The sequence below is a fragment of the Paraburkholderia acidicola genome (assembly GCF_002362315.1).
In the GTDB taxonomy this organism is placed as follows: domain Bacteria; phylum Pseudomonadota; class Gammaproteobacteria; order Burkholderiales; family Burkholderiaceae; genus Paraburkholderia; species Paraburkholderia acidicola.
In genome coordinates this window covers 1,705,069-1,718,828 of the sequence record NZ_MTZV01000004.1, presented here as the reverse complement: position 1 = coordinate 1,718,828, position 13,760 = coordinate 1,705,069, and the positions used below count along the sequence as shown (strand labels likewise).

General features: G+C 62.6%; 10 protein-coding genes. 6 read left to right on the top strand and 4 right to left on the bottom strand.

Annotated elements, in window-relative coordinates; all coding sequences use genetic code 11:
* Position 1: 1 nt before the first annotated feature.
* The 4 genes from paaE to BWP39_RS18030 all read left to right on the top strand — a co-directional run bounded on the left by paaE (position 2) and on the right by BWP39_RS18030 (position 3,578).
* A complete protein-coding gene (paaE, locus tag BWP39_RS18045; protein WP_096722358.1) occupies positions 2 to 1,090 on the top strand; it encodes a 1,2-phenylacetyl-CoA epoxidase subunit PaaE in 1,089 nt (362 codons plus the stop codon).
* A 138-nt stretch (positions 1,091 to 1,228) separates the two neighbouring features.
* Positions 1,229 to 2,062 (top strand): DUF1835 domain-containing protein, encoded by an 834-nt coding sequence (locus tag BWP39_RS18040; protein ID WP_096722730.1) that lies wholly within the window; start codon positions 1,229 to 1,231, stop codon positions 2,060 to 2,062.
* Between the two features lie 12 nt (positions 2,063 to 2,074).
* A complete protein-coding gene (locus tag BWP39_RS18035; protein WP_096722355.1) occupies positions 2,075 to 2,671 on the top strand; it encodes a TetR/AcrR family transcriptional regulator in 597 nt (198 codons plus the stop codon).
* A gap of 238 nt (positions 2,672 to 2,909) precedes the next feature.
* On the top strand, positions 2,910 to 3,578 hold the full coding sequence (locus tag BWP39_RS18030) for a GNAT family N-acetyltransferase (RefSeq protein ID WP_096722353.1): 669 nt from the start codon (positions 2,910 to 2,912) through the stop codon (positions 3,576 to 3,578).
* 91 nt (positions 3,579 to 3,669) lie between these two features.
* On the opposite strand, the gene BWP39_RS18025 is transcribed toward BWP39_RS18030, so the two are convergent.
* Complete coding sequence (locus BWP39_RS18025; protein ID WP_096722351.1) at positions 3,670 to 4,191, bottom strand: Lrp/AsnC family transcriptional regulator; 522 nt, start codon at positions 4,189 to 4,191, stop codon at positions 3,670 to 3,672.
* A gap of 143 nt (positions 4,192 to 4,334) precedes the next feature.
* Here BWP39_RS18025 and hppD point away from each other — a divergent pair, with 143 nt between their 5' ends.
* Positions 4,335 to 5,432: a 4-hydroxyphenylpyruvate dioxygenase gene (gene hppD / locus BWP39_RS18020; RefSeq protein WP_096722349.1), complete on the top strand. Its 1,098-nt coding sequence runs from the start codon at positions 4,335 to 4,337 to the stop codon at positions 5,430 to 5,432.
* Between the two features lie 112 nt (positions 5,433 to 5,544).
* Here the strand turns inward: hppD and BWP39_RS18015 are convergent, their stop codons facing one another.
* The gene (locus tag BWP39_RS18015) at positions 5,545 to 5,742 is read right to left on the bottom strand and encodes a hypothetical protein (RefSeq protein ID WP_091017468.1); all 198 of its coding nucleotides are present in this window, start codon (positions 5,740 to 5,742) and stop codon (positions 5,545 to 5,547) included.
* 383 nt (positions 5,743 to 6,125) lie between these two features.
* Here BWP39_RS18015 and BWP39_RS18010 point away from each other — a divergent pair, with 383 nt between their 5' ends.
* Positions 6,126 to 9,731: an indolepyruvate ferredoxin oxidoreductase family protein gene (locus tag BWP39_RS18010; RefSeq protein WP_096722347.1), complete on the top strand. Its 3,606-nt coding sequence runs from the start codon at positions 6,126 to 6,128 to the stop codon at positions 9,729 to 9,731.
* A 126-nt stretch (positions 9,732 to 9,857) separates the two neighbouring features.
* Here BWP39_RS18010 and BWP39_RS18005 read toward each other — a convergent pair whose 3' ends face one another.
* Positions 9,858 to 12,143 carry an NADP-dependent malic enzyme gene (locus BWP39_RS18005; protein ID WP_096722345.1) on the bottom strand — a complete coding sequence of 762 codons (2,286 nt, stop codon included), beginning with the start codon at positions 12,141 to 12,143 and terminating at the stop codon, positions 9,858 to 9,860.
* Positions 12,144 to 12,411: 268 nt separating this feature from the next.
* Complete coding sequence (locus BWP39_RS18000; RefSeq protein WP_096722728.1) at positions 12,412 to 13,674, bottom strand: MFS transporter; 1,263 nt, start codon at positions 13,672 to 13,674, stop codon at positions 12,412 to 12,414.
* Positions 13,675 to 13,760 lie beyond the last annotated feature (86 nt).

Sequence of the window (13,760 nt, the reverse complement as noted above, 5' to 3'; positions counted from 1 at the left end):
TATGGCCACCCCGCAATTCCATTCGCTGCGCATCCGGGAAGTCCGCCCCGAAACCGCCGACGCGGTCTCGGTCGCCTTCGAAGTCCCCGAGTCCTTGCGCGAGCTGTATCGCTTCACGCAAGGCCAGTTCGTGACGCTGAAAACGCACATCGACGGTGAGGAAACGCGCCGCTCGTATTCGATCTGCGTCGGCGTCACCGATTACGACCGCGACGGCGAACTGCGCGTCGGCATCAAGCGCGTGCGTGGCGGCCGCTTCTCGAACTTCGCGTTCGACACACTGCAGCCGGGTCACACGATCGATGTGATGACACCCGACGGCCGCTTCTTCACGCATCTGAACGCGGGCCAGGGGAAACAGTACGTCGCGTTTTCCGGCGGCTCGGGCATTACGCCGGTGCTCGCAATCATCAAGACGACGCTCGAAATCGAGCCGCGCAGCACGTTCACGCTGGTTTACGGCAATCGCAGCGTCGACGCGATCATGTTCGCCGAAGAGCTCGAAGACCTGAAGAACCGCTTCATGAGCCGCTTCGTGCTGTATCACGTGCTGTCCGACGACATCCAGGATGTCGAGCTGTTCAACGGCGTACTCGATCAGCAGAAGTGCATGGACTTTCTGAACACGCTCGTACCGGCCGATTCGATCGACGAAGCCTTCATCTGCGGCCCCGCACCGATGATGGACGCCGCCGAAACCGCCCTCAAAACGGCGGGCGTCGCGCCAGCGCAAGTGCATGTCGAGCGTTTCGGCACGCCGTTGCCGCAGGCCGGCGCACCGATCGTCGAAATCACCGACGACACACCCGCCGCCGACCTCGAGATCGTGCTCGACGGCAAGCGACGCAAGCTGCGCCTGCCGTACAAGGGCGTGAGCGTGCTCGACGTCGGGCTGCGCGCCGGCCTCGCGCTGCCATACGCGTGCAAGGGCGGCGTCTGCTGTACCTGCCGCGCGAAGGTGCTGGAAGGCGAGGTGACGATGGAGAAGAACTACACGCTGGAAGAACACGAGGTGCGCGACGGCTTCGTGCTCACGTGCCAGTGCCATCCGGTGAGCGAGCGCGTCGTGGTCAGCTACGACGAACGCTAGGCCATCGCCGGTCAGCGCCTTCAAACGCCGCGCCGCTTCCGGCGCGGTCGCGATCCGCTTACACTAGGGGCCGCTCACATTCGGGACTCCGTTCCGGCTGCGAGCGGCCTTTTTCACGGAGTGGGCAATCAGTTGTCGATGAGCACAATCCACATAACCAATGGCGACGTGGCGGCAGAATCGCTGCGCGGCGCCCTCCGCGAAGCGAACCGCGACGACCGGGTGCTGGCGCTGCGCGACGATCTCGCAGTCGGCCCGCTGCGTGGCGTCGACGAATCGCCCGATGTGCGCGCCGACTTCTGGCAACGCGTGAGCAGCGACCGCATGCGCGACTTTTTCGGCGAGTTTGCCGACCAGGCCACCGAGCTGGAACACCTTGTCGCCGCCGACTCACATGTCGTGATCTGGCATGCACAAAGCGCCGCCGACCAGTTGACGCTGCGGCGCGTCTGCTACCACCTGCGCAACAGCCCCCAGCGGTTGAACGAAGTGCGTCTATCGATCAGCGACCTGACCGACCCGGGTGCCTGGGCCCACAGCCGCGCCGATCAAGCGACGTCCGTCGGTATGTTCGCGCCAGCGGTGCTGCACGCGCATCTGCGCGATGCGGCGCCGATCTCGGTGTTACGCATCAGCCGGCTCGCACTCGAATGGCAGGAAGTGAAGCAGGCGAACGGCGAGACGCGCCGCCTGCGCGACAACACGTTCATGAGCGGCAGCTTCGGTGAACTCGACAGCTTCCTGCTCGGCCAGGCCACCGGCGCCTGGCAGCCAGCCGCCCGCCTCGCCGCGGCGCTGATGTCGGCCAACATCGGCTTTCTTATCAGCGACGGCGTTGCGCTATGGCGTTGCCGCGAACTCGCGGCAGCCGGCCGCGTCCGGCTGCGCGGTGACGCATCGTCATGGCGTACGCTCGAACTGTGCGCCGCTGGCGCCGCGCAATGCGCCGCCCTTTCCACCTGCCCCGACTGACCGTCCTGAACCATGGCCCGTACCCGAGCGCCCGATCACGAAACGCAACGCGAACAGATCCTCGACCTGGCCGCCGAAAAATTCGCACAGACCAGCTATCCGAGCACCTCGATGGCGGACCTCGCCGCCGCGAGCGGCACGTCGAAAGCACGCCTCTACCACTACTACGCGAGCAAGGAAGCGATCCTGTTCGATCTGCTCGACCGCTACACGAAGCGGCTGATGCTGATCATCGCGGAGGTCGAAGGCGCCAGCCAGCGGCGCGGCCTGACCGAGCGCGAAACCTTCGCCGAGCTGGTCCGCGCGTTCCTCACCGAGTACGAAACCTCACATAGCCGGCACGTGGCGCTGCTGAACGACGTCAAATATCTGGTCGATACGCAACGTGAGGTCATCCTGAACCGTCAGCGCGACGTGGTCGCCGCATTCGCACGCCAGTTGACGCGCGCCTACCCCGAGCGCAGCACCCGCGACAACCAGACCGCACTGACGATGATGGTGTTCGGCATGATCAACTGGACCTTTACCTGGCTCAAACCGGGTGGCCGGATGGGGTACCAGGAGTTTGCCGAGCAAGTAGTCGGGATGATCGAGCATGGGCTCGGCTAGATTCCGAAATGCGGCACAGCAACATTTTTCCGAACGTATGGTCGGAAAATGGCGATTCATCAACTGGCTGTAGTTAAACGAATATATTCAATAAAATCAGACACTTGAACATCACGAAATAATCATCTAGAACATCCCCTCCAGCAAATTCAGGGTTTTCCCTAGGTTCGACCTGACGGTTCGACTACAATGCTTGGTGCATCGCATCATGTTGTCTGTCTGAAAAGGAGAACCGTCCATGAACAAGCTCGCTAACCGCGGCGATGAGCCGATCGTGACATCCGATCGCCTGTTGCAGGCCGGCAGTCGCGCGCCTGCTCTCGTCCGGGAACTCACTTCCGCCGACCGCGACCGTCTGCTCACCCACTTCCTCGCGCTGAACGAGGAAGACCGTCTGCTGCGTTTCGGCCAGGTCGTGCCAAACCACGTGATCGAACACTACGTCCGCGCAATCGATTTCTCGCGCGACACCGTGTTCGGCGTATTCGACAGCCAGTTGCAGCTCGCCGGCGTCGGCCATCTGGCCTACCTGCCCGCCGACGGCGAAAAGCGCACCGCCGAATTCGGCGTGTCGGTGCTGGAAAGCGCGCGCGGCCAGGGTGCCGGCTCGAAGCTGTTCGAACGCGCGGCGATCCGCAGCCGCAATACGCACGTGACGACGCTCTATATGCATTGCCTGTCGCGCAACTCGACGATGATGCACATCGCGAGAAAAGCCGGCATGAAGATCGAGTACGCGTATGGCGAAGCCGACGCGTACCTGACGTTGTCGCCGGCGGACCAGTCGAGCATCCTCAGCGAAATGCTGCAGGAACAGGCTGCGGTGTTCGACTACGCGCTCAAGCGCCAGGCGCGTCGGGCGTCGATGTTGCTCGAATCGTTTCTGCCCACAGCGGCCGCAGCGTAAAGCGCGGCTCTACTGGCTAAAAAAGGCGGCTTCGGCCGCTTTTTTTACGTCCGCGCTGCCGTCGCACGAAGCCGGTGCACCACACACAAGTCTAGAGAATCGGCAGTGCCGTCGTTTCCTTGATCGTATCGAGCGAAAAACTGGTCTTGACGTCGATCACCGACGGATGATGCAGCAACTGGTCCTGCATGAAGCGCGAGAAGTGGGCCATATCTTCGACATGGACCCGCAGCATGTAATCCATGTCGCCGGTCATGGCATGGCACGCCACCACTTCGGGCCACGCCTGCACGGCCGCGCGAAACAGCTCCGCGTGCGTCGCGCCGGGACGCCTCGACGTGCTGCCGTCGCTGCGCACGCTCACGGCCGGTCCGCCGCGCTTTTCCAGCCGCACATCGACGTACGCGAGCAGCGCCAGTCCGAGCCGCTGCGGATCGAGCAAGGCAACGTAGCCGCGGATCACCCCGCTCTCTTCAAGCCGACGAATGCGCCGTAGACATGGGCTAGGCGACAGATTGATGCGCTCCGCGATGTCCTGGTTCGACAGCCGCCCGTTCTCCTGCAGGATGGCAAGAATCCGCCGGTCGATTGCATCTATCTCGACACCCGCCATTTTCTGCCTCCAATTATCCAATCGAAGCTATTAAATAGCGCAAGCCTAGCGATCTCCACTTAAGTTCGCAAGCTTTCTCCCTATCTGGCGACTTACACTTGCGTCATTCCATCGCAGAACGCGCCCGGACAGAGGAGACAGACATGCAGGTTTCAACCTGGGACAACCCCGTCGGCACCGACGGCTTCGAGTTCATCGAATACACCGCACCCGATCCCAAAGCGCTCGGCAAGCTGTTCGAGCAGATGGGCTTCACCGCGATCGCGCGGCATCGTCACAAGGACGTGACGCTGTATCGCCAGGGCGAAATCAACTTCATCGTGAATGCCGAACCGGATTCGTTCGCGCAGCGCTTCGCGCGGCTGCACGGTCCGTCGATCTGCGCGATCGCGTTTCGCGTACAGGACGCGGCGAAGGCCTACCGGCACGCACTCGATCTCGGCGCATGGGGCTTCGACAACAAGACCGGCCCGATGGAACTAAACATTCCGGCGATCAAGGGCATCGGCGACTCGCTGATCTATTTTGTCGACCGCTGGCGCGGCAAGAACGGCGCACAACCGAACAGCATCGGCGACATCGGCATCTACGACGTCGACTTCGAACCGATTCCCGGCGCGAACCCGAACCCCGCGGGCAACGGCCTCACCTACATCGATCACCTGACGCACAACGTGCATCGCGGCCGCATGCAGGAATGGGCGGAGTTCTACGAACGGCTGTTCAATTTCCGCGAAGTGCGTTACTTCGATATCGAAGGCAAGGTGACCGGTGTGAAGTCGAAGGCGATGACTTCGCCGTGCGGCAAGATCCGGATTCCGATCAACGAAGAGGGTTCGGAAACGTCCGGACAGATTCAGGAATACCTCGACGCGTATCACGGCGAAGGCATCCAGCACATTGCGCTCGGTAGCGACGACATCTGCCGCACCGTCGACGGGCTGCGCGCCTCGAACATCGCGCTGCTCGACACGATCGACACGTATTACGAACTGGTCGACCGGCGCGTGCCGAACCACGGCGAGCCGCTCGACGAACTGCGCAAGCGCAAGATCCTGATCGACGGTGCTCGCGAAGACCTGCTGCTGCAGATCTTCACGGAAAACCAGATCGGCCCGATCTTCTTCGAGATCATCCAGCGCAAGGGCAATCAGGGCTTCGGTGAAGGCAACTTCAAGGCGCTCTTCGAATCGATCGAACTCGATCAGATCCGGCGCGGCGTCGTGAAGGACAACACGTAAAGCGTTGCGCATAAAAAAAGCGAAGATCGATTGATCTTCGCTTTTTGACTGAGTGCTGAAGCCGCGAAGGCTTCAGCTAGAAAATGGGACGATGCAGCGCTTGCGCGCTACTTCACTTTTGCTGGCCGTCGTGGTCGACAGTGACGCCGGCACACGAGCGGTCCATGCTGCCCAGACAGGGGACAACATGCGTCGTATGAGCGAGCGTTCCAGCAGATGCACTTTCCGTGGCATTCGAACGTAGCGGCGCGCTGATGGCAAAAAAAGCGGCCGAGACCGTCAGGAAGGTCTGGATGTGTCGTTTGTTCATGCGTACTCCTTTATCAACTGCCTGTCCCGGCAGGCCCCCGCAACGTATGGCGGGTCCTGCGCAGTGGCTACAGGTGGGGTATTAGACCGGCATTTCAAGTCTGGTTCATGAATCGCCGGTGGTTTTACAGGCTGTTACAGCAAGATTCATCTCGACACATTGCGTGTCATACGGGCGCAATAGGTCGCAATAAAGTCACAACAATCGACGGTAGAAATCGATGCCGCAGCGCCGCATTTTTGCCTGCAATGCGGCGGGTTTCTACCAGTGCTACCATCGCCGGAAAGTCGGCAATATGTCGGCCCCGGCCAGAGCATTCACAAGATGTCGAGGCCCTGCAATTTTGTTTTGGCGATCCCAAACTGGGTGGAGGAGTACACATAATGAATGCCCCGCTAGACGCAGATCAGCGAGCATCGCTCGAAGCTGCGCTATCTTCCGTCACGCTCGACGACAAATACACCCTCGAACGCGGCCGCGCGTATATGAGCGGCATCCAGGCGCTGGTCCGTCTGCCGATGCTGCAACAGGAACGCGACAAAGCCGCCGGACTCAATACAGCAGGGTTCATTTCCGGCTACCGCGGGTCTCCGCTCGGCGGCCTCGATCTGTCGTTGTGGAAAGCCAAGCAGCATCTGGCCGCACACCAGGTCGTATTCCAGCCCGGCGTCAATGAAGACCTCGCCGCTACCGCCGTGTGGGGTTCGCAGCAGGTCAATCTCTATCCCAGCGCACGCTACGACGGCGTGTTCTCGATGTGGTACGGCAAGGGTCCCGGTGTGGACCGTTCCGGCGACGTGTTCAAGCACGGCAACTCGGCGGGTTCGGCGAAGCACGGCGGTGTCCTCGTGCTCGCCGGCGACGATCATGCCGCGAAATCCTCGACGCTCGCGCACCAGTCGGAGCACATGTTCAAGGCATGCGGCCTGCCGGTGCTGTTCCCGTCGAACGTGCAGGAATATCTCGACTTCGGCCTGCACGGCTGGGCGATGAGCCGTTACTCCGGCCTCTGGGCCGCGATGAAGTGCGTGACCGACGTGGTCGAATCGTCGGCTTCGGTCGATATCGATCCGCACCGCACGCAGATCATCCTGCCGTCCGATTTCGCCATGCCCGACGGCGGCCTCAACATCCGCTGGCCCGATCCGCCGCTCGTGCAGGAAGCGCGTCTGCTCGACTACAAGTGGTACGCGGCGCTCGCGTACGTCCGTGCGAACAAACTCGATCGCGTCGAGATCGATTCGCCGCACGCGCGCTTCGGCATCATGACCGCCGGCAAGGCGTATCTGGATGTACGCCAGGCGCTGACTGACCTCGGTCTCGACGACGAAACCTGCGCGCGCATCGGCATCCGGCTCTATAAGGTCGGCTGCGTCTGGCCGCTCGAAGCGCAAGGCGCGCAAGCGTTCGCTCGCGGCCTCGACGAAATTCTCGTGATCGAGGAAAAGCGCCAGATTCTCGAATACGCGATCAAGGAAGAGCTGTACAACTGGCCCGACACACAACGGCCGCGCGTGTACGGCAAGTTCGACGAGAAAGACGGCGCCGGCGGCGAATGGTCGGTACCGATGGGCAAGTGGTTGCTGCCCGCGCACTATGAACTGTCGCCGGCGATCATCGCGAAAGCGATCGCGACGCGGCTCGACAAGTTCGACCTGCCGTCGGACGTGCGCGCACGCATCGCGACGCGCATTGCCGTGATCGAAGCGAAGGAAAAAGCGCTCGCCCGGCCACGCGTCGAAGTCGAGCGCAAACCGTGGTTCTGTTCCGGTTGCCCGCACAACACGTCGACCGCCGTGCCGGAAGGCTCGCGTGCGATGGCCGGCATCGGTTGTCACTACATGACCGTGTGGATGGATCGCAGCACGACGACCTTCAGCCAGATGGGCGGCGAAGGCGTCGCGTGGACCGGCCAGGCGCCGTTCACGAACGACAAGCACGTGTTCGCGAATCTCGGCGACGGCACGTACTTCCACTCGGGTCTGCTCGCGATTCGCGCGGCGATCGCGTCGAAGGCGAACATCACGTACAAGATTCTGTACAACGATGCGGTCGCGATGACCGGCGGCCAGCCGGTTGACGGCACGCTGACCGTGCCGCAGATCACGTTGCAGCTCGCCGCCGAAGGCGCGACGAAAATCGTGATCGTCACCGACGAACCGCAGAAGTACCAGGGCGCGATGCAGCAGCTCGCCGCGGGCGTGACGATCCATCATCGCGATCAGCTCGATGACGTGCAGCGCGAGCTGCGTGAAATCGCCGGCACGACGATCCTGATCTACGACCAGACCTGCGCGACTGAAAAACGCCGCCGCCGCAAACGCAATGCGTACCCCGATCCGGCGAAGCGTGTCGTGATCAACGAGGCGGTCTGTGAAGGCTGTGGCGATTGCTCGGTGCAGTCGAACTGCCTGTCGGTCGAGCCGCTCGAAACCGAGTACGGCACGAAACGCCAGATCAACCAGTCCACCTGCAACAAGGACTTCTCGTGCCTGAAGGGCTTTTGCCCGAGCTTTGTTTCGGTCGAAGGTGGTCAGTTGCGTAAGCCGAAAGCTGCCGGCGGCATCGCCAGCGATACGTTGGCGCCCGTGCCGGATCCGCAAGTGCCGGCAATCGGTCGTCCGTACGGCGTGCTGATCACGGGCGTCGGTGGTACGGGGGTTGTCACGATCGGTGCGCTGCTGGGCATGGCTGCGCACCTCGAGAACAAGGGTGTGACGGTACTCGACGTTACCGGCCTCGCCCAGAAGGGCGGTGCCGTGATGAGCCACGTGCAGATCGCGAACCAGCCCGCCGACATCCACGCCACGCGTATCGCGATGGGTGAAGCGAGCCTCGTGATCGGCTGCGATGCGATCGTCACCGCCAGCGACGAATGCGTGTCGCGGATGCAGGGTGGACGCACACGCGTCGTGTTGAACAGCGCGGCCACACCGACCGCCGAGTTCATCAAGAACCCGAACTGGCGTTTCCCGGGCGCTAGCGCCGAAGCCGACGTGCGCGCCGGTGCGGGCGACGACGGTGTGTCGGCTGTCGACGCGAACCGCTTCGCGCTCGCGCTGCTCGGCGACGCGATCTACACGAACCCGTTCATGCTCGGTTACGCGTGGCAGCGCGGCTGGATTCCGCTCACGCACGAATCGCTGATCCGCGCGATCGAACTGAACGCCGTGCAGGTCGACAAGAACCGCGCAGCATTCGAATGGGGTCGCCGCACCGCCCACGACCCTGCCGGCGTGAGCAAGCTCGCGAACCTGCAGGGCCGCAGCGAAGAAGCCACGGATACGGCAAGCAGCAAGATCATCTCGCTGCATACGCCGAAGGCACTCGACACGCTGATCGACAAGCGCGTGCAGTATCTGACCGCTTACCAGAACGACGCGTATGCGGCGCGCTATCGCAAGCTCGTCGATGAGGTACGCGCAGCGGAAACGTCGCTCGATTCTATGGACAGCCAGTTGCCGCTCACCGAAGCCGTCGCGAAGAATCTGCACAAGCTGATGGCCTACAAGGACGAGTACGAAGTCGCGCGTCTGTATGCCGACCCGGCATTCGTCGAGAAGCTGAAGGCAAACTTCGAAGGCGACTGGAAGCTCAAGCTGTATCTCGCGCCGCCGGCGTTCTCGAAGAAGGATTCGCACGGGCATCTCGTGAAGAAGCAGTACGGTCCGTGGGTGTTCAGCGCGATGCGCGTGCTCGCGAAGCTCAAGTTCCTGCGCGGCACCGGCCTCGATGTATTCGGCAAGACCGAAGAGCGTCGTACCGAGCGTGCGTTGATCGGCGAGTATGAAGCGCTGGTTCGCGAGCTGGCCGGTAGTTTGAGCCCGCAGAAGCGTGCTCTTGCCATCGAACTCGCCAGCCTGCCGGACGGCATTCGCGGCTATGGTCACGTGAAGGAAAACAACCTGAAGGGCGTGCGGACGAAGTGGACCGCGTTGCTTGCGAAGTGGCGGGCGCCGGAAGGGACTGGCGAGCGGCACGTCGCTTAAACCGGCAGCGGTCCGGTAAGGACCGTGCATGAACAAGGGCGCTACGTCGAAGCCGACGTAGCGCCCTTTTCTTTTGCTACGCGTCCGGCCTTTTGAGCTGGACGTACAACGTGTACTAACTAGCGATTACTTCACCGCCGCCCGCTGCACGTTCGCGTTGGCCGACGCAACCGCCGTCATGTTGATGATCCGGCGCACGGTCGCAGCCGGCGTCAGGATATGCACCGGCTTTTCCGCGCCCAACAGGAACGGACCAACCGTCACACCGTCGCCACCGATCATCTTCAGCAGGTTGTACGTGATGTTCGCTGCTTCGACGTTCGGCATGATCAGCAGGTTTGCTTCGCCGGTCAGCGTCGAGCCCGGGAACGCCGCCTTGCGGACTGCCTCCGACAACGCCGCATCGCCGTGCATTTCACCGTCGATCTCGAGCGTCGGTGCGCGTTCCGCGATCAGCTTGCGCGCCGCCGCCATGCGCTGCGACGAAGCCGACGGAATGCTGCCAAAGTTCGAGTTTGACAGCAGCGCGACCTTCGGCGTAATGCCGAACTTCTCGATTTCACGCGCGGCGAGGATCGTCATGTCGGCGAGCTGCTCGGCAGTCGGCACTTCGTTGACATACGTATCGCAGATAAACAGATTGCGGCCCGGCAACATCAGCAGATTCATCGCGGCGAAGTTCTGGACGTTCTCCGCCTTGCCGAGTACCTGTTCGACGAACTTCAGGTGGCTGTGATAGTTGTCGATCATCCCGCAGATCATGCCGTCCGCGTCGCCGAGACGCACGAGGATCGCGCCGATCAGCGTGTTGGACTTGCGCATCGCGGCCTTCGCGAGTTCCGGCGTCACACCCTCGCGTGCGCCGATCTCGTGATAGGCCTGCCAGCATTTCTGGAAGCGCGGGTCGTCTTCCGGATTGACGATCTCGAAGTCCTCGCCGCACTTGAGCTTCGAGCCCATCTTCTGCAGTCGCATCTCGATCACCGCCGGCCGGCCGATGATGATCGGTTTCGCGATCTTCTCGAGCAGCACGAACTGCGCCGCGCGCAGCACGCGTTCGTCCTCGCCTTCCGCGAACACGATGCGCGCCGGCTCCGACTTCGCCGCGGCGAACACAGGACGCATCACCATGCCCGTGCGGTACACGGTCGTGCCGAGTTCCTCGCGGTACGCATCCATGTCCTTGATCGGCCGCGTCGCCACACCCGAATCCATTGCGGCTTGCGCAACGGCGGGCGCGATCTTGATGATCAGGCGCGGATCGAATGGCTTCGGAATCAGGTAGTCCGGGCCAAATTCCAGCGAGTGCCCTTCATACGCCTTCGCGACTTCGTCGCCCTGATCGGTTTCTTCGGCGAGTTCCGCGATCGCGCGCACGCAGGCGAGCTTCATTTCTTCCGTGATCGTCGTCGCGCCGACATCGAGCGCGCCGCGGAAAATAAACGGAAAGCACAGCACGTTGTTGACCTGGTTCGGATAGTCCGAACGGCCTGTCGCGATGATCGCGTCCGGGCGCACCTTCTTCGCATCTTCCGGGCGGATTTCCGGCTCGGGGTTGGCAAGCGCGAGGATCAGCGGGCGCGTGCCCATCTCCACGACCATTTCCGGCTTCAGCACACCAGCGCTCGAACAGCCAAGGAACACATCGGCACCGCGAATCGCGTCGGCCAGTGTGCGCGCATCGGTATTCGCCGCATAACGCTCCTTCGACGGATCGAGATTGCCGCGTCCTTCGTAGATCACGCCCTTGGAATCGGCGACGAGTACGTTCTTCTTCGACAGCCCGAGGTGCACCAGCAGGTCCAGACACGCAATCGCCGCAGCACCTGCGCCCGAACAGACCAGCTTCACTTCGTCGAGCTTCTTGCCGACCACCTTCAGACCATTGAGAATCGCCGCCGACGCGATGATCGCAGTACCGTGCTGATCGTCGTGAAACACCGGAATCTTCATGCGCTCGCGCAGCTTCTTCTCGATGTAGAAGCACTCCGGCGCCTTGATGTCCTCAAGGTTGATACCGCCGAGCGTCGGTTCGAGCATCGCGATCGCATCGACGAGCTTGTCCGGGTCGGTCTCGGCCAGTTCGATATCGAACACGTCGATGCCCGCGAACTTCTTGAAGAGACACCCTTTGCCTTCCATCACCGGTTTCGCCGCGAGCGGTCCGATGTTGCCGAGGCCAAGCACCGCGGTGCCGTTCGTCACCACACCGACGAGGTTGCCGCGCGAGGTGTACTTCTGCGCGTCGAGCGGTTCTTCGTAGATCGCCATACACGCGGCGGCCACGCCCGGCGAATACGCGAGCGACAGATCGAGCTGGTTCGACAGCGGCTTGGTCGGCGTGACCGAGATCTTGCCGGGTTTCGGATTCTGGTGATACGCGAGAGCGCTTAGCTTCAGTTGTTCGTCCATTTTTGGCCTGCGAGGCGAGAGAAATTGGGTCCGGCGCATCGCGTCATGAGTGCCTGGTCGCTTGCAAGTATCGAAGGGGTAGTCGACTGTGCGGCGGTTCGAGCGTGCGCCGGTTGGGCGCGGCATTGAACTTCGGCGGGAGGCAGATGACGCAGGGAGATGCGGGTCGGTTAGTGTACACCGCAGGCGTGTCGCGGCGCCTGGGGCTATAACGGATAGGCGGCTGCGCAAAGGGCGCCGATCATCTTGCGGCGGCGGGTTGGCGGGCCTACTCCAGAGCAGTGCCCCGCCGCTCGGGAATCAGAAACAGCGTCGCCAGTATGTCCAGCGCATAGATCGACGCCAGCATGCCAAGTGCGACACCGAACGAAAAGCGCGCCGCGAGGGCGCCGACCGCCACCGGCCCAAAACCGCCGACCGCGCGACCGATGTTGAACAACACGTTCTGCGCGGTAGCGCGCGCCTCGGTGGGATACAGCTCGGAAATCAGCGCACCGTATCCACCGATCATTCCGTTGACGAACACGCCCATGATCGCGCCGCCCACCAGCAGCGCAAACGGCGTAGTGAGTTGCGCATAGACGAACACCATGACGATGGCGCCGGCCTGATAAACGAGAAACGTCGGCTTGCGACCAAACCGGTCGGCTGCGATGCCGAACAGCCAGATGCCCGCGCCCATTCCGACGACCGTTGCCGCGGTCCATAGACCGGATTTCGTCAGCGAATAGCCGAAGGTTTTCGACAGATAGCTCGGCAGCCAGATCATCAGCCCGTAGTAGCCGAAGTTTTGCACCGAGCAGAGGATCGCGATGCCGATGCTTGCGCAAGTGCTGCGCCGGTCGGCGATCAGGCTTTTGAGCGGTAGCGGGCGGCGTACGTTGCCAATAGTGCTGCGGCGGTGCGCAGCGCGTTCGGTGAAAAGCGCAGGCTCTTCGACGCGCCGTCGCACGACGAACGACACGACAGCCGGCAGCAGACCGACGGCGAACATGCCGCGCCAACCGATCAGCGGCAGCAGCAGGGGCGTCAGCAACGCAGCGGCCAGCACGCCGAGCTGCCAGCCGAGCCCGACATACGACGACACCCGCGCCCGCCGCTCGGCCGGCCACGCTTCGGCGACGAGCGTCATGCCGATACCAAACTCGCCACCGAGCCCGATGCCCGCGATCGTCCGGTAGAGCAACAGATCCGCATAGCCCTGCGCGAGCGCGCACAACCCGGTGAACACCGCGAAGATCAGGATCGTCCACGTCAGCATCCGCACCCGGCCGAAGTAATCGCTCAACACGCCGAAGATCAGACCGCCCGCTACGGCGCCGATCAGCGTCCACGTCACGAGCGAGCCGGCCTGGGCCGACGACAGATGCAGATCGGCGGCGATGACCGGCAGCATGAAGCCGAGGATCAGCAGATCGAAGCCGTCCATCGCGTAGCCGAGCACCGCGGCGAGCAGCGCACGGCCGGCGTGGCCGCGCCGCACGGTAGCAGCGGGAACGGGTGAAGGGGAAGAAGACGGAACGACGCTCATCGAGGACACCTTGTCGGCGCAGCGAGATCGGTGCGCGCGCCGGACCATGAAAATCGCGTGAGTGTAATGCATGCCGACTCAACGTG